General features: G+C 36.1%; 17 protein-coding genes and 2 pseudogenes. 3 read left to right on the top strand and 16 right to left on the bottom strand.

The window, feature by feature from the left end:
- Positions 1–47: 47 nt before the first annotated feature.
- The 13 genes and pseudogenes from ACGEDC_RS15225 to ACGEDC_RS15165 form a co-directional block, all read right to left on the bottom strand.
- A complete protein-coding gene (locus ACGEDC_RS15225) occupies positions 48–1,367 on the bottom strand; it encodes a hypothetical protein (protein ID WP_394494196.1) in 1,320 nt (439 codons plus the stop codon).
- Between the two features lie 8 nt (positions 1,368–1,375).
- Positions 1,376–2,467, bottom strand: coding sequence for a glycosyltransferase family 2 protein (locus ACGEDC_RS15220; RefSeq protein WP_394494194.1), 1,092 nt, complete (start codon positions 2,465–2,467; stop codon positions 1,376–1,378).
- On the bottom strand, positions 2,433–2,777 hold the full coding sequence (locus ACGEDC_RS15215) for a hypothetical protein (RefSeq protein ID WP_394494192.1): 345 nt from the start codon (positions 2,775–2,777) through the stop codon (positions 2,433–2,435). Before ACGEDC_RS15215 ends, ACGEDC_RS15220 begins: the two co-directional genes overlap by 35 nt.
- Positions 2,778–2,827: 50 nt before the next feature.
- Positions 2,828–3,910, bottom strand: a complete 1,083-nt coding sequence (locus ACGEDC_RS15210) for an oligosaccharide flippase family protein (protein WP_394494190.1) — start codon at positions 3,908–3,910, stop codon at positions 2,828–2,830.
- A gap of 398 nt (positions 3,911–4,308) precedes the next feature.
- Entirely contained in the window at positions 4,309–5,208 is a 900-nt protein-coding gene (locus ACGEDC_RS15205) for a DapH/DapD/GlmU-related protein (RefSeq protein WP_394494188.1), read from the bottom strand.
- A gap of 290 nt (positions 5,209–5,498) precedes the next feature.
- Positions 5,499–6,221, bottom strand: coding sequence for an SDR family NAD(P)-dependent oxidoreductase (locus ACGEDC_RS15200; protein ID WP_394494186.1), 723 nt, complete (start codon positions 6,219–6,221; stop codon positions 5,499–5,501).
- Positions 6,218–6,751 carry an AMP-binding enzyme gene (locus ACGEDC_RS15195; RefSeq protein ID WP_394494184.1) on the bottom strand — a complete coding sequence of 178 codons (534 nt, stop codon included), beginning with the start codon at positions 6,749–6,751 and terminating at the stop codon, positions 6,218–6,220. Before ACGEDC_RS15195 ends, ACGEDC_RS15200 begins: the two co-directional genes overlap by 4 nt.
- Before the next feature lie 65 nt (positions 6,752–6,816).
- On the bottom strand, positions 6,817–7,575 hold the full coding sequence (locus tag ACGEDC_RS15190) for an AMP-binding protein (RefSeq protein WP_394494182.1): 759 nt from the start codon (positions 7,573–7,575) through the stop codon (positions 6,817–6,819).
- The gene (locus ACGEDC_RS15185; protein WP_394494180.1) at positions 7,556–7,801 is read right to left on the bottom strand and encodes an acyl carrier protein; all 246 of its coding nucleotides are present in this window, start codon (positions 7,799–7,801) and stop codon (positions 7,556–7,558) included. Before ACGEDC_RS15185 ends, ACGEDC_RS15190 begins: the two co-directional genes overlap by 20 nt.
- 352 nt (positions 7,802–8,153) lie before the next feature.
- Positions 8,154–9,125: a Wzz/FepE/Etk N-terminal domain-containing protein gene (locus ACGEDC_RS15180; RefSeq protein ID WP_372037348.1), complete on the bottom strand. Its 972-nt coding sequence runs from the start codon at positions 9,123–9,125 to the stop codon at positions 8,154–8,156.
- A gap of 145 nt (positions 9,126–9,270) precedes the next feature.
- Positions 9,271–12,026 (bottom strand): annotated as a pseudogene (locus tag ACGEDC_RS15175) (SLBB domain-containing protein).
- Positions 12,027–12,642: 616 nt separating this feature from the next.
- The gene (gene rfaH / locus ACGEDC_RS15170; protein ID WP_394494177.1) at positions 12,643–13,137 is read right to left on the bottom strand and encodes a transcription/translation regulatory transformer protein RfaH; all 495 of its coding nucleotides are present in this window, start codon (positions 13,135–13,137) and stop codon (positions 12,643–12,645) included.
- 307 nt (positions 13,138–13,444) lie between these two features.
- Positions 13,445–14,005: a DUF4136 domain-containing protein gene (locus ACGEDC_RS15165; RefSeq protein ID WP_055026334.1), complete on the bottom strand. Its 561-nt coding sequence runs from the start codon at positions 14,003–14,005 to the stop codon at positions 13,445–13,447.
- 284 nt (positions 14,006–14,289) lie between these two features.
- On the opposite strand from ACGEDC_RS15165, the pseudogene yciH reads away from it, so the two are divergent.
- From yciH to ruvX, 3 genes and pseudogenes are all read left to right on the top strand, one after another.
- Positions 14,290–14,618, top strand: a pseudogene (yciH, locus tag ACGEDC_RS15160) (stress response translation initiation inhibitor YciH).
- A gap of 95 nt (positions 14,619–14,713) precedes the next feature.
- Positions 14,714–15,274, top strand: coding sequence for a YqgE/AlgH family protein (locus ACGEDC_RS15155; RefSeq protein ID WP_394494175.1), 561 nt, complete (start codon positions 14,714–14,716; stop codon positions 15,272–15,274).
- A 67-nt stretch (positions 15,275–15,341) separates the two neighbouring features.
- Complete coding sequence (gene ruvX / locus ACGEDC_RS15150) at positions 15,342–15,770, top strand: Holliday junction resolvase RuvX (protein ID WP_192022365.1); 429 nt, start codon at positions 15,342–15,344, stop codon at positions 15,768–15,770.
- A gap of 158 nt (positions 15,771–15,928) precedes the next feature.
- Here the strand turns inward: ruvX and hemH are convergent, their stop codons facing one another.
- From hemH to ACGEDC_RS15135, 3 genes are all read right to left on the bottom strand, one after another.
- Complete coding sequence (gene hemH, locus ACGEDC_RS15145) at positions 15,929–16,942, bottom strand: ferrochelatase (protein ID WP_119968803.1); 1,014 nt, start codon at positions 16,940–16,942, stop codon at positions 15,929–15,931.
- Positions 16,943–17,106: 164 nt separating this feature from the next.
- Positions 17,107–17,649: a glutathione peroxidase gene (locus tag ACGEDC_RS15140; RefSeq protein ID WP_055026339.1), complete on the bottom strand. Its 543-nt coding sequence runs from the start codon at positions 17,647–17,649 to the stop codon at positions 17,107–17,109.
- A 211-nt stretch (positions 17,650–17,860) separates the two neighbouring features.
- Positions 17,861–18,973: a PilT/PilU family type 4a pilus ATPase gene (locus ACGEDC_RS15135; protein ID WP_055026340.1), complete on the bottom strand. Its 1,113-nt coding sequence runs from the start codon at positions 18,971–18,973 to the stop codon at positions 17,861–17,863.

Genomic DNA, 18,973 nt, shown 5'->3' with positions numbered 1-18,973 from the left:
GAGCGATGATCAATAGCACTATTACTGCAAAAGCACCAAATTGATTATTAAAGTAAATGGACAATAAAAACGGAATAATACATAGGTATAAATATGAGTAGTTTATTTTTGATACATAATAAATGAATACCCCCCATAAAAAACACTCCGAATATTCCATGAAAGAATGGTAATATAGCAAAAAAATCATGAGCAGAGTGGAAGCGACCAGTTCTAATTTCATTTTCGCTAAACGCGCTTGATAAATCTATTCCTGAAAAATAACCTAATGTATCTTGATACCAGCCACCAAATCCTTGGCCAAACAAAAAGTATACAATGCTTTTTCCATTTTCCTGAAATATCAAATATAGTTCAATCACCCTCACTCGTGGAGACATTGGCAAAATTCCCAACATATCCATATTAAAGGAAAATATAAAATTAAAAAGTAACCAAACAGATTCAAGTTTATACAGTAGTAAGCTGTTAAATTCATATAGTTCATCATATGATACAAATAATAACATTAGTAAAAAACCTAAAACCAACATGCTTAACACTGTAATTCTTTTAATTGTTACTTTTGTAATTAAAGATAGAACTATTACGGCTAAAATTACAATAATACCTTTACCACCAGATGCACCAGTACTTGCTAGATATATACAACACAATACAGAAAAAACTTCTAAGTATGATATTTTTCTTTCACTAATCATTTTATATATCAGTATAGGCGAAAAGTATGCTACTTCAGTCATACCTGGAACAGTAGAACTACCATAAGAGCTAGAAAACCCAAGTAGATAAACTGAAACAGAAGCTATTGGTGCCATTAATAATAAAGAATATAAAAGCTGATATATTTTTTCTGTATTTTTTAGCATCAGTACTGATACTAAAGTTAAAACTAGAACTGATATATAAACAAAGTATGTTAGCATTTTTATGAATGAATATTCATTAAAAGCTAAGCCATAAAAACTTAAAACAGCCCCTGATAATAAAAAGTAAATTAAAAGGTAGGACAAGGGTTTACTTTTAGGGCTTACTCTAACAATTCCGTTTTTCAATATACCATAGCCAATTAATCCGACTAAAAGTAGCTGACTAAAAGCTAACGGCCCTAGCAATTTGAGTCTTGAATAGTTATACATATCCATAGAACCTTCGCCTGGATTTGTTAACTGAGAATATGGAATTGCCAACGTTGTGAAAACGAACATGATATGGAAATACAAAATCTTATCATATTCTTTATTTGTTACCAAAAGGAAACACATGAAAATAATTTGAGGAACTGATATTATTAGACCTAGTGGCGATTCATGGAATATTAAATTCACAATCGTTAATAAAAAACAGTAAACGTGTGTTTTATTCATGAAAAACCTTATAAATATGATGAAATATTTTTCACACTTACCGTTTTAACATCATAACCTAGTTTTCTAAATTTATATTTATATTTACTATATAATTGCCCAATTGACTTCTTAGCTAACTTCGCAATTAAAATTCGATATTTACTCTTTAAAGTTAGCTTTTTATAGCCTTCAATCCAAATATGTTTTAAGTGAGGCTCATATGCAAATAGAGCTGCATACATCTCATAAAAGTCTATATGATGCATCGCACCAAACATTTGATGCACTTCAATTGCTGTCTGAGGGTAAATAGTTCGCTCACTCCACAATTCCGGAATGTTTTTATCCCAACGCTCTTTTATGCCGTCTCTAAGAAAAGGGATATCATCAATTTTTGCATAGTGACTCTTACTCGCAGTCATACCACCGCCAGAGCCCCTGCTTGCTCCATATAATGTTACTGGCCATTTCATTACATGAAACTTTTCAATTACCAATGCCAACGATATAGCTAATGATATATCAGGACATGAGCCAACGACATAATGACCTGTTTTTTTCTTTATTTTTTCTAATACACTTTTTTTCGTTATACCATGGTAAACTCGAGGTAAACTGCCGATAGAAACCCCGCCTCGCGAGTAATATTTCTCTAATTCCAAACTGCTTGTTTTTTCGTTAATTTCCTTATTAACTTTTTGGGGTATCCACAACCTTTCTTTATCATGATAATAATTAACTTGACTAAACTCTACCGTATTCCACCAATAGTGGCCAGCATCATAAGTTAAGTTATCTATATCTTTCAATTCCATTTCTGAAATTATTTCCATCACACTTGGAGAAACAAAGTCATCATCGCCAATAAACAAAATATACTTACCAGTTGCATTACCTATAGCTAACTCTGTATTGTCGGAAACAGGTAAGTGACCTAAATGGTGGTAATAACTCACTTTATCATTATTCAAGATATCCGTCGGCAATAGGTCTGTATCGTCTGAATTATCTTGTATTACAACCTCGTAATCCCCTTCGAGAGTTTCTAGAATACTTTTAACAACAGGTATTAGTGTCGAAAATCTATTTTTCGTGGGTATAACAATTGAAAGAAGCATACTTTTTACCTATTACTTGCATTAGAGCCAAAATAAAGAAACCAAAAGAAAGAGCCATTATTAAATCAACAACCCAAAATAAGTCGTTATTAAACACAGATACAAACTCAAATGAAATGAGCATAACAAATCCAATTAAAATTGTGCTCATAAATTTATACAAAGACAATTTAAGACCTTCATATTTAACTCCTATCACTACTGTTAGAACTAAATAATAAATCACATTTATTATTAACCAACTATAAGCGGCCCCCATTATCTCATAAGCATTAATAAGTTTGGTTAATGCTATCGGAGTGATAACCATAAATACAAAGCCTAAAATCATATTAGGCTTATTATATGCATTGGCTAAGCCTAAATGATAAGGAAGAAGCTGAAGACACAAAAAAACGTACCAGTACATAAGATTGGGATGAGAATAGATGAACTCTCCGCAATATAAGCATCATTAGTCCATAATAAAATAATATCGTATGCATAATAACAAAGGGTCAAAAGAGCAGATATAGATACTACTGACACGAAATAATTTACTTTTAAATATAAATCACTTAATTCATCAAACGCTTCATTTTTTACTAGCTTAGTAAGCTTTGGGTAAAATGTTATTACTATTGGTAGACAAATACTATATAACAACATCGATACACCGCTTGCAATAGAATAAATAGATAATGATTTCACACCTAACATATTTGAAAGCATAAACTTATCTAATTGAGTAGTAATTACCGACATTATTGAAACAATAAAAAGACCACCTGCAAATTTTTTTATACCTGCTAAATAAACAAAGTCAAATTTGAAACAACGTGGATTCCCTATTTCCATCCAGTATCGATTTCTAATAAACAAAAGATACATTAAAGATATTATTAGTTGATAAAAAAAATAATAATAAAGGTCTGTTGACCACATAAATATTACTACAGGACCAAACAATCGCGTTATACTAAACCCAACCGTATATGTATTGACCCTTACATACTTTTCAAGTCCCATATAGCCAGCGCGATAAACCACTGTACATAACTGAGCACTAGCGGCTATTACCATCATAATGATCATAATTTCATTCTGGGAACTAGAATAACTTGAAGAAGATATAAGAAGTTTGGATATTTCATTAGAACAACTAAGGACAATAGCTGATATTATTATAAACAAAGCTAAATAAATTATTTCTAATGTCTTTAAAGCATTTCCCATATCTGATGCTTTATCAGCTCTTGCTATATCACGAGCGAAAGAAGGAGATAATCCAGCATCCGCAACATTTATAGCTAAAATAATAGAAGTATATAAAGCGATTAATCCATATGATTCCAAGCCGAGAAAATTTAGGTATACAGGAACTACAATAAGATTTGCAGCTATTGACCAAAATCTACCGGCTAAATTTGCTATAACATTTTTTAAATTTTTTCTATTTAACATGCATGGCCTAGAGTACATCAGACAAATGAGTAACGATGTAATTTTTATCAAATGCTAAGATAAACCAATAACAGGTTCTACCGAACCATAATACAAGGATTAAAATCAAGTGATTATAATACATATTTTATTCCACTTATAATTAAAGTGAACTTTGAACTTTCTGATTCTATAGTTATAAAAAATCCAACCTTGAAAGATTGTCATTTTTTAGAAACTGCCACATTAATATTGATTAATTCTCTGAAAGACTACTTATATCAATGTAGGAGTCCAACTAACGTTCTAAAATATTTTTACAATTAATTTTGAAAAATCTAAATTTATTAAATTCACAATTAATTAAGTTAGGTATATTTAAATCAATATCTATTTCAAAAACATTTAGCAGAGAAGATTTATTTTGCTATTGTTCGCCCAACCCTTTTCGCTGGGACACCTATTACTTTAGTATTCTCTGGCACGTTTCTCATCACTAATGAATGGGAACATACTAATGATTCTTGTCCAACATTAATTCGATTAAGTATAACTGAATTAGGTGCTAACCAAACTCCGTCATCAAGAGATGAACTACCAGCCATAACCACGCCAGTGGTAAGAACACAGTTTTTGCCTACCCTACAATTGTGTGCAATAAAAACTAATGCATCGATCTTAGTTGATTTTCCAATTTCAGTATAACCATCAAATAAACTATTAGCTATACACGCATTTGCACCTACGGAAACGTTATCGCCAATTTTAACTCCACCAACATGCTGTACTAAGTATGGAACTTCACCATTATACAAAACTTGAAGTCCCTGGGTACCAATCACAGCTCCTGCATGAATAACTACATTGTGCCCTATAACAGTTCCTTTATGGATCACAACATTCGCACCAATTAAAACATTATCTTGAATGATTACTCCCTCCTCAACCACAGCTGTCGGGTGTATCACCACATTATCTCCACATTCAGAAACTAATGGTGCTGTGTAGAAGTCTGTTTTTTCATATAAAAAAGCATGTAGTTTATAAAACTGCTCTTCAGGGTTATCTACAATAAAAAACGTTTTATTTCCTTTTACTTTTGAATCCAAAAACTCAAAATGTTGTTTAGAAATAAAAACTGCAACTATTTCTTCTTGATCAATAAACTCTAAGTAGTTTTCATGGCCTATATAAGACAGATTGAAACCATTAAGCTCTCTATTAGCTAAGTTCAATCCATTAACTACGACATTAGGCCCAATAAAATCAACCCCAAGTATATCGGAGACACTTTTCATATCTATACTTCTATAAGTCATAAATAAATACCTTCACCACCAAATAAATATTGTATCTAATTCACAATAAAAAATCACTTAAACGTTTTGATTTTTGTCACTCTGACCGAAAAACAAACTTTGAAATCGCTCCATTGGAATATCCTGAACATTATAAACCTACAAACCCTCCATGTATTATTAACAAAAAACCTTCAAGCAATAATCTATAAGCCTATTAAAAATAACTATCCAGAAAATGCTTCATTTTTAAGGAGTCTTTACATGATTCTTTTGTTGAACGAAAGCTTTCCCGAATAGAAAAGCCCTACTTATGCAGTACTTCCAGCATCTACTGTAAATGTAGCTCCAGTAACACCAGATGCGCTCTCAGACATTAAAAACAACGCCATACTAGCAGCATCCGACACATTAGCTAACCTTCCTAAGCAACTGCGCCGCGTGATTTTTTCAAGTTTATCTCCAACTAGGCCTACCGTCATATTTGTCTCCATATAACCAGGAGCAAGAGTATTAACTGTAATTTGCGCTTTTCCAAGTTCACGTGCTAAAGATTTAGTAAAACCACCAAGTGCAGACTTAGTTGCACCATAGACACTAAGCCCATTAAAACCGGTTGAACCTATGATTGAACCAACGTTTACTATTCTTCCTGTTTTATTAAGTAGCATCGATCGCGATACATACTTGGTAAGCAGAATCGGAGCCTCTACGTTAACTTTTATTACTTGCGCAATATCAGATTCATGCATGGTTGCTAGCACACCGTCATGACCTAGTGCTGCATTATTTACCAAACCATATATACGACCATTCTCTTTGGTCACTTTCTTGACTAGCGCAGAGATTTCTTCAGTTTTAGCAAAATCGAATTGATAGAAACACACTTGTTCTGGGTATTCGGCTTGAAGGCTTTCATATTCTTTTGTAGCTGTTCGACTAATACCAATGACTTTATTACCAGCTATAACTAACTGCCTTGATATTTCCAGACCTAACCCTTTAGCAGAGCCAGTAACAATTACATTTTTCATTTTTTGTTCCTAATTTTCTTTCCTGTAGAGCTAGTGGTTATCTCATCTACTAGTTTAAACATAACAGGGATTTCAAATGGTTCCAGCTTGTCTCGACAAAAAGCGATTAATGCAGCTTTCAACTCTTTACTAGACAGAGTCTCACCGCCGCTAAGCACTACATCAGCAGAAACTAAAGCACCTAACACAGGGTTCTGTTTGGCAAAAACTTTGGCCATAGACACAAGCGGACTATCTTCTAGTACAGCCTCGACTTTCTCTGGCATCACTTTGTTGCCGCCAACGTTGATCGAGCCACTTTCACGCCCAAGGAAAAGTACCCTATTACCTTTAATCTCAACTAAATCGCCTGTATTTATAAAGCCATCTTGGTCAATATTTAAATCTCCTTTGAGGAAGTCAGAACACCCATGCTGGCTTTTTATCCACAACAAGCTACCTTCAATTTTCAATTGACATTTAAGCTCTGTTTCTTCAGTGAGGTAGTTAATAGGAAAGCCTTCTTGTTTATCTTTAACAGCAAACCCCACACCTGCCTCTGTAGAAGCATAAATGTGGATGATATTCGTATCAGGAAAACCATTCGATAGCGCAGTTAGAATATTTTGATTGCTAATCTCCCCCCTAGAGTGATTCGTTTGAGAGGTACTCTTTTATGCGAGGGTACCATGAGCGCTTTGCGCCAAAACGAAGGGGTAGCTGATAGACAATTTACATGATTGTCTACATACAGTTGGATTAATGTGGCTATCGTCTCATTTTTAGATGGAACAACTAACCGTGAACCTGCCACTAAAGCTTGCAAGTATACTTGTAGACCTGCAAACCTGTTAATATCATAGGAAAGGCCCCAAATAAACTCTGTGCCACGAGCTATGTTTTTTTGAGCTGTCGCTGTCAGAGAGTACAAGGAATAAGAAGCTAATTTAGGTTCACCTGTTGTTCCAGATGTTGCAAGTATATAACTGTTAGAAACTTTTACTCGCTTTTCTAGCGAGTCTAAACGAGTTATTTTTTCAACAGAACTGATTTTGCCATTTCTTAAGTTGATTTTAAAATCAATAGCTGCTGATGCATATAATTCAGATTCTTTATCTCCAATATCATCTGGCTGCAAGAATATATGACTACAAATAGCATCCAAGGCAGGTAAATACAGCGCTAAAGATTCTCTATCTTCGGATAAAATTGCACAGCTTTTACTTACAAGTTCGGGAAATCTGCTCTTTAGAACGGTACACAATCCCAACATATGACCAAATGTATAGCTTGTATTTTTAAAATTAAGAAATACTCTTTCACTTGGTATTTGACGTAGATAATCTACAATTTTATTATGCGATTCGGTTTTCATAAATAGCTACAAACTCACCAAATGTTGTCGGGTAAACTGCATCTTCCATTTCCTGAAATGGGTCAAAGTCTAATTCCTCTTCAAGCAAGGCTACTAAAATAGCAAACCCCAATGAATCTAGACCACTTTCGAGTAAAAGCTGTTCATCTGCAATAGTTTCATATCGCTTATCGACGTCTGTCTGTTCTAATGCTTCGTTGAACTTTTCTAATATAATTTTTTTCATTTAATTCTCCTGAAACTTTATTATTAAAATGATACTGAAATAAGTGTCTTTACCAATTATTTAAACTGAGAGAGTATCAATAATTTTTTATTTCGGTTTAATTAATATTCTACTTAATGATTAAGAAACTGTATTATTTGTCTAAAAACAAATTCAATTTAGACATTGTGAATTGAATATTCACACTTTCCAATCTCAGTCAGTAGAACCAAGCAGAGACACTTTTAACCCATTTTGAGACAGTCACTCTTATTTGTAAGTGAGCACTATCCCTTATAAGCCTTATATTTAACTGTTTTTCTACTTTTATTTTAAAACAGTACCAATAGGCTCTTTCTTTTATGTATCTTTATTAATCTTCTTTTCTTACAAAATGTCTGATTAATACAATCATTATCGCTAACATAGCACCCAACATGGTACCCAATACGCAAATCAATACGCGTTTAGGACCAGTTTTTTCTTCAGGCACTAGTGCCGGGTCAATGGTTTTAAATACATATTCTTCACGAACTTCAGCAAACATGATGGTTTTAGTTTGCTCTTCGATTAACTGGTATAAAATAGTACGAATATCAGCAACATTAGTTTGAGAAATTTGATTTTCTAAAAATGCTGTACTTCGCTGAGCTTCTGCAACATCTCGTTGCTTCATCTCTAAATTAATATCTTCTACTAACCACTTAACCCATTGCTGGGCAATGGTAGGAGACAAATGCTCAACAGAAACTTTTACCATTCCCGTTTCTTTATCTGTGTTGATTGTAAGTAGCTGACTGAATTCTTTATACGCTTCTTGCATTGAAGGTTCTGGTTTAAATGGCGCTTTAACTTCTCTTACCCACTTATTAGCAATGGAATCAAAGAGTTCAACATCATATGTAATTGAGTTATCTACCATATTCCAAGAGTCAACGGCCATTAGTTCAGGAAGAATATTGTGCTTTTGAATAAACTCACTAGTAAACTTTCGCGACTTAGCCACCTCAATAGCCATTTGAGTTTTATCAACTCCGCCACCGCCACCAAGATTTATACCAGCCATACTAGCAAGGCCACCAAATTGTCCAGCAAGAGCTGATAAACCACCTCCTTGCTCTGTATCAGCAGGCGATAATAGCGCTTCAGACTTATAGGTATTTGGTTGACTCAACGCAAACACAACAGAACCAATAGCAAATACAGTCGTAACAGCAATAATCAGCCACTTGCCTTGCCAAATAACGCTAAAAAGCTCTCTTAAATCAATTTCATCGTCGTTATTACTTTGTTGATTAACATTGAAATTTGCATCTGAATAATTCTGCGGAATCTGTTTTGTCATCTTGTTTAAATAATAAAAGTAGAATCTACTTATATTACCTTTCCCTCAACTTACTTTTATTAAAAGTTAAAACCCAAATAAAGTAGTAAAATAGTTACCTTATTTGGGCTGCATATATTATTATATTTCCAAAAGTATTCGGTCGTTATAAACCAGATATTGTGGCCACAGCTACAGCAGTGTTGTAAATAATTTGAGTGACTTGAGTCCAAAGCGTAAGATTATCTTTGTATTCTGTATCGAGTGGAACAATAACGGTATCGCCAGCAGAAATTGCAGCGGTTTTACTAAACCAGAAGTTCTGTTCAGGTAACATAACGGAACCATCAGCTTTAATGATATAAGTTCTATCGTCATCCCCGCGCTCACGAGCTCCGCCAGACATAGCTAAGTACTGATTTAATGTCATACCTTCTTTAAATCTATGTGTTGCCGGATGCTGCACTTCTCCCATAACAGAGACAATCTGTTTTACTGTCGGTACATAAAGCACATCTTTATCTTCTAATTGTAAATCAGCTTGTTCAATACCGACTTGAATAGCATTTAAATCAACAACTAAACGACCGAGAGCTTGGATATTTTCAAGATCAGTTAGCATCAACTGCGCTTCAGAATAATTAACTACAGTGCCGTCTTTTGAAACACCACGAGTTGCAATATCACGACGTAGTTGATCAGCTAACTTCTTTATTTCTAGTTGTTCTTGTTTTCTTACTGATTCACGCACAAAAACTGAAGCTTGGGGAAATGCATAATCAGTAAAGCCGCCAGCACGTTTCATCACATCAGCTAATGTTTCGCCACGGCGAATGTTGTACACACCGGGGAATCTCACTTCACCTCGAATTTCAACAGATTTTCGCTCTTGCCACTCAGGAGTTGTTAGCACAACCAGCATATCTCTGCCTTCAAGTGCTAGGTTATCTTCTGCGACTCCATTAATAGCGTTGCCAACATTAATATGTAAATGCTGTATATCTGAAATGCTAGTATCCGTTTCTGTACGGGTTAATTCAGCACGTGCCGTATAAGCGCCTTCAACTAACCCCCTGCAGAAGTAATTAAATCACTGACTCTGCCGCCAACACTTAAAGGATAAATACCAGAATGCTTCACTTTACCAGTAACGGCTATAACGTTAACTTTTTCTGATACACCACTTTGCAAAGATAACTTGGTAATTATTGGGAATAATAACTCTTCACGACTTAATGAAGAGCTGAGTTTAATAAGATCTCTGTCTTCAAATAAATTTGACAACATTTTTGAGACTTCGTCTCCGACAAGCTTCTCTTCCTCGTCTAATTCAGCAACAGCTCCCGGCATAACCACACCACCAATGTCAGTTTTACCTAACACTGAAGATTGCTTATTAACATTCATTGATTTGAAGCCAGCTTTAAATAAATCAGACCCAATTAAGGAATCACTACTTAATTGTTTGATTTTTTTGCACGATTCAATACCAATTTATTTAATTCATATCGATTAACAGAAGAGTCATCATGGTTAAACACAATCACTTTATCTCTAGCATTTAAGGCGATATTCTGTGTTACATCTTGTTGAGCAATTGCTTTACCAGGGAGAACTGGTGAACTTCGATTCTGCCAAATTTATCAACTTCGCGAATCACAAGTCCATAATTCAAATCTGCTGAGATCGCTAAATCTCCCCAAATGGTTGGAATTAAATCATTAATCTTTTGTCCTTGGAACCATTGATACTTTCCTGGCCTTACAACAGCACCAACTAAAGTAATTGCATCTTCATACTGGGTAGATGCACTTTTAACTCTTATAAAGTCACCCGGTTTAGCTTGTTTTTGCTTTGCTTTTTCTGACGTCAAATCAACATTAACAATGGTTTTTAATCCATTTTGATTATAACGCTCAATACTGCTTCTTCTAGGATATGCACCAGAATTAACCCCTGCAGCCATTTTGATAACGTCATTAATGGTTTCATTTGACTTAATTTCGTATACCGCAGGTCTTCTTATCTCGCCAGTAACGCTTACGCGACCTCCAACAGAAGGAATAAATACAACGTCACCAGAACGAAGGTTAATATCTTTTGATGCATCGCCATTTAGCAGTAAGTCATATAAGTCAAATGAGGCAATCAACTTACCTTTACGTTTAACTTGGATATTTCTTAAACTACCAATTTCATTGACACCGCCAGCAACGAACAAAGCCTGAGTAATAGTAGACAAACTTGATACCGTATATGCTCCAGGTTTGTATGCATCACCAGCAATAAAGATACGAATTGAACGAAGCTCGCCCATGGTGATGTTAGACTCAATACCAATCATCTGCTTGCTAATTCGCTCACTTAGATACTCGCGTAATTCGACAAAGGTTAATCCGACGACTGATATAGGACCTAACTCAGGAAATTGGATCGTCCCATCACGCCCAATAGTCAGTGTATATTCACGGTTATCTTTTCCGTAGAGTTGAACATTAACTGTATCTCCAGGACCTACTAGATAATCACTCGGAACAGGAACATCAGACACAGGAGAAAAAGTCATTGGCTCGCCAGCAAACATGTCATAACCAAAAAAGCTAATTCAGCTTTTTTACTATCTTGCTCGAAATCTAATTCAGACTCAGTGCGTTTTTTCTCTTCACTTTCAGATAAATCTCTATTAGCACCACGTTCTGGCATTTGCGTTGATTCAGTAAATTGGCTTGAACCGCCAGTTTGGCCACTTAATACTGAAGTATCTATGCCATATTGTTTTGCAAGTCGTTGCTGTTCTGATGCGGGTAATGATTTAAATTGTTCAATCATTTGTGGAGACGGAGTCACCGCTTGTGTAGGTAAACTGAATAGTATTACAGCGCTCACTGCGGCAATGGCTAAACTTTTAGCTTTTTGAAACACCTTATAAATCTCCAAGTTAAGACGAACAATTTATCTTCAAACATACTATATTTAAGACCCGCTACCGACCCACGTGGTGGCCAGAGGCCTTCGGCTTTCACTAAACGAATGAAATTATTCATTCGATGTCCTTCGGACACGCTACCGACCCACGTGGCGGCCAGAGGCCTTCGGCTTTCACTAAACGAATGAAATTATTCATTCGATGTCCTTCGGACACGCTACCGCCCATAGATTACGGCTTCTATAGTGCCCATCGAAAATTCGATATTCATATTTGTAAAAAACAACTGACTAAAACAACCATTTTGTACTAGTTCTTTTTAGTAAGTCGTCTCAATTTCGAAATGTACTATATCTTATTCTATGTTGTTTGTTAGTTGAAAAATTCAAATGACTCTAGTGGACTCATTGATAGCAGTATTCACTAAATCGGATGTCGCTACCTTCCTGCTAATCACACTCATTCAAAATAACAAACAAAACACCAGCCAATATTTTACACCATCAAATTGAAGGCCAAAACAATAGCGAATGTCTTACAGAAAAAGTTGTCAATATCTCACCCAGATGAAGCTTTAAAATCTATTTGCTCACACAATTACACAAACAGCCTCTAAAGTACTTTTTTAATACTTGCTTCTTCTACTGACATGCGTTTTTGCTGCCCCATAATATTAAATAAAACGAAACAGCGCTTTTCGGCATTTTTCTCTTCAAAAATCGCTTCTAAATCCACAAATGGCCCGTCAGTAAACTTAACTTTATCGCCGTGTTGCAAACTTTTATCGATATCCGGCTTGTGTTGTTTTACTCTATTTTTAATACCTTGAATGATCCTGTCATCAATTGCTGTCATATCTTCACGACAACCAATTATCCTTGACGCACCACGAGTTGAGTGAATGCGGCTAACGCTCACTTCTGTAGGATCAAAATAGATAAATAAATAACAAGGGAATAGAGGCACTTCAACAAGCTTGGTTTTTCCTTGAGATGTTCTCTCTTCTTGAATGACAGGTAAATAGCTTTCAATTTGTTGCATGGCTAAATTTTGTTGCGCACGTATTTCATTACGTGGTTTACAATATAACAAATACCATGACTTCATCTTAATTACTCTTCATTCATCCAGTGGTGACTTCCTTTATCACCAAGCTGCAGATTTTAGCAAAGCTGGTAATGTAAAGAAATGTCTTTTGGCTTTTATGCTCCTATTTGGCGAGTTTTGATACAAAAAAAGACTTTGCAGCTATGTAAACGCACATTCCAAATTGCATTCAACTTTAAATAAAACGAAATACAAACAAAAAAGCCACCTCAAATACCAGGTGGCTTAACAATCACTAATACAATGTTTTACTAGATTTCTATCAAAATCTTGCAGAGATAAAATGCTAAACTAAATAACGTTAAAATTAGTTACTCTCTGGCTTTGGCGGAAAATTCAACATCACTTGCCCTATCGCATGATTGATAATTTCAACGCGTTCTTCAGGAGTATTTTGGTCGCGAATCGTATCTGCAACACTGCCACGCCAAACTAGCTTGCCAGTTTCTTTATCAACAAAATCGATAATTAACGTGCCAACTTCATATTCACGAACTGTTGTTTGCGTGTTGATACCCGCACCACCCCAGCCACGACGCCCATAATATGGGTAATAGCCATAACTGGTGTTGAATGTGTCAACGTTAATCTTTTTATCCACTTTGGTAAGGTAATTAACAAGTATATCGGCGTTTTCAACGTCTACCTTAGATAAGCCTTTTTGAGTCAGCTGGTTATTAACTGCATCTCTAACACGTTGATCCATCAAACCATCAAGATGGTATGTGCTGTCTTCAGTTTTCTTTTCTACCCAAGCAAAACTTTTGTATTGGTCGAACGAAACTGCTGGATCATAATCAGAGTTCGTTTTTAATGTACTACACGCACTTAATGCTAAAACAGCTGCGGCAACGAAAAGCTTTTTCATAGTGTCTCCAAACGATAACGAGCTAAAGGCTTGTTTCATTTACGATGTAAGATGGATTCATAATTAATATTTAGCTTACCTAGGTAAGTCTTAATCATCAACCGATAATATAAACAAAATGTGTCTAAACAAGCCAAATGCAATGCTTTGGCTTTCCATCGTTTTATTGATAAACAATTAAACGAGTATCAAGTCAATTTATCCTAAAGCGACAAACTAAGGAGCTTTAGCGTCCTGATTTAGTTTGCTAAACTGGTACTAACACCCAATGACTTCTGTTTATTATGAGAATCGATCCAAACATATCATTAGTTTATAGCACTGATGGCGGCAAAATAGACCAGCCAAAACAAGAAGAAGTAATTCCTCAAGGTGATGGGATTGTCCGCATACATAAAGACAGCAAAGGACGTAAAGGAAAAGGCGTAAGTGTAATTAAAGGCTTAGGGCTTGATGCTAAAGCGCTTAAAGCGCTAGCTCAGAAGCTAAAAAACAATGTGGCTGTGGCGGAACAGTAAAAGGATTCGATATCGAAGTACAAACTGACGATAGAGAAAAAATCAAGTTACTGCTAGAGAAACAAAATTACACCGTGAAGCTTGCTGGAGGTTAAAGACCTCAATAACCTTAATTTACAAATTTTAAGGTATAGCTTTTATTTTTTAAAACGTTTGCCGCATTCTATTTTAATTTGTGAAAGGAAAACTTATGGATAGCTTACAAGGTCACCTTTTAATTGCTATGCCGTCATTAGAAGATACCTTCTTTGAACGTTCTGTTATCTATATTTGTGAACATAACGATAAAGGTGCAATGGGCGTGATGATTAACCGCCCTACTAATATCGTAATTGATGAGTTACTGGACCAAATAGGGCTAACCAAAGAGTCCGAACTGAGTTTGGATTTAGAAGGGCCGGTGTTGTTAGGTGGCCCTGTCGATACAGACAGAGGTTTCGTATTACATACACCACAAGAACAATGGGTTAATAGTGAGGCAATAAGCGACTTTTGTATGCTTACCACCTCACGTGACGTACTGAATGCCCTCGGCACTAATGAATCACCATCACAATTTGTTGTGGCATTAGGTTACTCAGGTTGGAGTAAAGATCAGCTTGAACAAGAACTTGCTGAAAACTCCTGGTTGACGATACCCGCCACATCAGAGTTACTATTTTGCCAAGATCATGAAGCATTATGGGCAGAGGCAACTAAAAAGCTCGGATTTGATATTTGGCAAATCTCTTCTCAAGTCGGTCATTCATAATACTAGCCACAATTGTTTAGCTAAATGTTGAACATTATTTTAAGACTAATATAAGGCATTGATTTCTATGCAATCAAAAACCGTTTTAGGTTTTGACTTTGGTACCAAAAGTATCGGTGTTGCTGTCGGACAAGAAGTTACAGCAAGCGCCGCTCCCGTGTCAGCCATAAAAGCTAACGACGGTATTCCAAATTGGGATGAAATAGAAGCAGTAATCAAAGAATGGAAACCTGACTTTATTGTTGTCGGGTTACCGTTAAACATGGACGGAACTGAGCAGGAAATGACTCAACGGGCACGAAAATTTGCTAACAGAGTCAGTGGCCGTTTTGGTATTAAAGTCGTCACCCAAGATGAGCGCTTAACCACTACCGATGCCAAAGCTCGTTTGTTCGAACTTGGTGGTTATAAAAAGCTAACAAAAGGCCAAGTTGATGCGGTATCGGCCGTGTTAATCATCGAAAGCTATTTTGAAAACCACTATCTTGAGAACTAATAATTTGAAAACTAAATATAGTTGATAACCACTATATTGAAAATCAAGACTCAGATTAATGCTTTCTGCTTTAAAAGACAGTCAAAACAGTAAAGTGCAATATCAACAGAAAAAATAAAGGAGCCAAACGGCTCCGTTAATTTACTTATAACTGCCAATTAAAGGTATGGCTTAACCAAGTTCGCCATCATATTAATATGGGCATCATTGTCATTCAAACATTCGATATAGCGGAACTTCTTACCTCCCGCCTCTTCGAAGACTTCACGATTTTCGCCTTTAATTTCTTCTAAGGTTTCTAAGCAATCGGCACTAAACGCTGGGCACACTACGGCTATATCATTAACACCTTCTTTAGGTAATGCTTCCATTGTTGCATCAGTATAAGGCTGTAGCCATTTCGCTTTACCAAAACGAGACTGGAAAGTCATGACGTATTCTTTCTCGTCTAAGCCTAGCTTTTCTACCACTAATCGCGTTGTTTTTACACAAAAGCAATAATATGGATCGCCTAAATGTAAATTACGCTCTGGCATTCCATGATATGACAATACTAATTTTTCAGGCTTTCCGTTAGCATCGAAATCAGCTTGAATTGATTCAGCTAATGCATCAATAAAAGTCGGATCATCATGGTATGTATTAATGAAATGCAGTGCAGGAATGTAGCGCCATTTACATAACTCTTTTGCAATTGCATCAAATGCTGATGCGGTTGTTGGTGCTGCATATTGAGGATATAGCGGCAATACAATCACTCTATCAATTCCATCCTTGTGCATTTTTTGCAGTACTGATGGCGTTGAGGGGTTACCATATCGCATCGCTAAATGAACTGAGGCATCAACATCGTTATCTTCAAAAACTTTGGCTAACTTTTGCTGTTGACGCAAACTGATATCCATTAAAGGAGAGCCTTCGTCTGTCCAAACTTCTTTGTAAAGCGCCGCTGACTTAGCAGGACGAACACGTAAGATAATCCCGTGTAAGATGATCATCCATACTAATTTCGGAATTTCGACAACACGTGGATCTGATAAAAACTCAGCAAGGTAGCGTCTAACTGCTGAAGGGGTTGGTTCATCTGGCGTCCCCAAGTTCATTAATAATACGCCAGTCTTACCGCGAGACTTGTGACCGTCTTCTTTACTTAAACCAGAAAATTTATACAAAACTATCTCCGAAAAAAGTGATTCACCACTTTGTTGCTGAGGTTCAAACAACAATATGGTGAATTTTAGAGGCTATTAACTAACACAGTTATTGATTCCTTAGCTGCGTAATCAAAAGCAGCGTAATCAAACTGTAAACAAATAGTTTCAATAGCAATGAAAATTTATAAAACAGACTCTATCGCTTTTTTCATCTCTTCGCTATCCGGTTTTACTCTAGAGTTGAATTGCTGCACACTTTCGCCATCTGCACTAACTAAGTATTTGTAAAAATTCCATTTAGGTGCTGCGGTTTTGTCACCTAAATAGGCAAACACAGAATTAACATCATTACCTCTAACTGCCGATGTCGATACCATAGTAAAAGTCACGCCATAGTTTAAAAAGCACACATCTGCAGTTTTTGCTTCATCATCTTCTTCTTGAAAAAAGTCATCTGATGGAAAGCCAATCACAACGAGATCATCCTGATATTGTTTGTGAACCGCCTCTAATGCTTCAAATTGAGGGGTAAAACCACAATTACTGGCCGTGTTAACAATAAGCACCGGCTTTCCTTGAGTTAATTCACATAAATCAACCGTCTCTTCAGAGTGCAACTTGCGCGCTTCTACATTTAAATAGTCTGGGCAAGAATTAGCAAAAGTAACGCCGCTTAGTAATGTAGTAGAGGCTAGCAGGCTTGTTATTAATAATTTGTTTTTCATAATATTCCCTTTTGAAATTCTTTAATTTTTTACAATACCTTGATGGTAAGAAAGTTAGCATGGATCTTGTTATACCAATACGGTATAAATCTGCTGAAGGTTCAACATTTGTTGAAAACATTTTAGCTAAATTAAAAACAAAAAAACCAAAGTAAACGATAGCTTACCTTGGTTTCATATTATGAATCACTGACAGGCATTCAGCATTCAACTAATCCATGTCTAACGTGACACCATCCATAATGCCAGAACTGCTACTCTCATTATTTTGCAGTTTTATCATTAGGCGTAAATCGTTTGGAGAATCAGCATGATGCAGCGCATCTGCATAGCTGATTTCTTTTTCCAAGTATAAATCCAATAACGCTTGGTCAAAAGTCTGCATGCCCTGCTCTCGTGACTTACTCATGGTTTCTTTGAGTAAATGCAGCTCATTTTTTGCAATCAAACTCGCCACACGAGGAGTGTTGATTAACACTTCAATAGCAGCGCGACGCCCAGAGCCATCTGATTTAGGCACAAGCTGTTGAGCGACAATGCCACGTAAGTTTAACGACAAATCGAACAAGAGTTGGTTATGCTTGTTTTCAGGGACTAAATGCATAATACGGTCTAACGCTTGGTTAGCATTGTTAGCATGGAGTGTTGCCATGCATAAGTGACCCGTTTCAGCAAATGACAGCGCAAACTCCATGGTTTCTTGAGTTCGAATTTCACCAATCAAAATAACATCTGGCGCCTGACGAAGTGAGCTTTTAAGCGCGGCATCAAAAGAGTCAGTGTCTATACCGACTTCTCGCTGAGTAATAATGCTTTTGCGATGGTCATGCACAAATTCCACTGGGTCTTCAATCGTTAAAATATGACCTCGAGCATGTGAATTACGATAACCAACAAGCGAAGCCAACGAGGTTGATTTACCAGTACCGGTACCACCGACCATAATAATCAGACCACGTTTACTCATGACCAAATCTTTTAAAATAGGCGGTAGCTTTAAATCTTCAACTTCTGGGATTTTTGTTTCAATACGGCGCATCACACAACCAGGTGATTCACGTTGCCAAAAAGCACTAACACGAAAACGGCCTAATTCTTTAGCCGCAAAAGCAAAGTTACATTCACGAGATTCATGAAACTCTTGTTTTTGCACGTCTGTCATTAAAGACTCTACAAAATCTAACGACTGCTCAGGCGTAAAACTGCTTTCTGATAACGGTCTTAATTCACCATCAATTTTTGCACTCGGCGGAAATCCCGCGGTAACAAATAAATCTGATGCTTTACGGTCTACCATGACCTTTAAAAAAGGACGAACATCCAT

This window comes from Shewanella sp. ENK2 (assembly GCF_043568515.1).
GTDB lineage: Bacteria > Pseudomonadota > Gammaproteobacteria > Enterobacterales > Shewanellaceae > Shewanella > Shewanella japonica.
The sequence above is the reverse complement of the archived record's forward strand: the minus strand, read 5'-3'. Positions and strand labels throughout refer to the sequence as shown.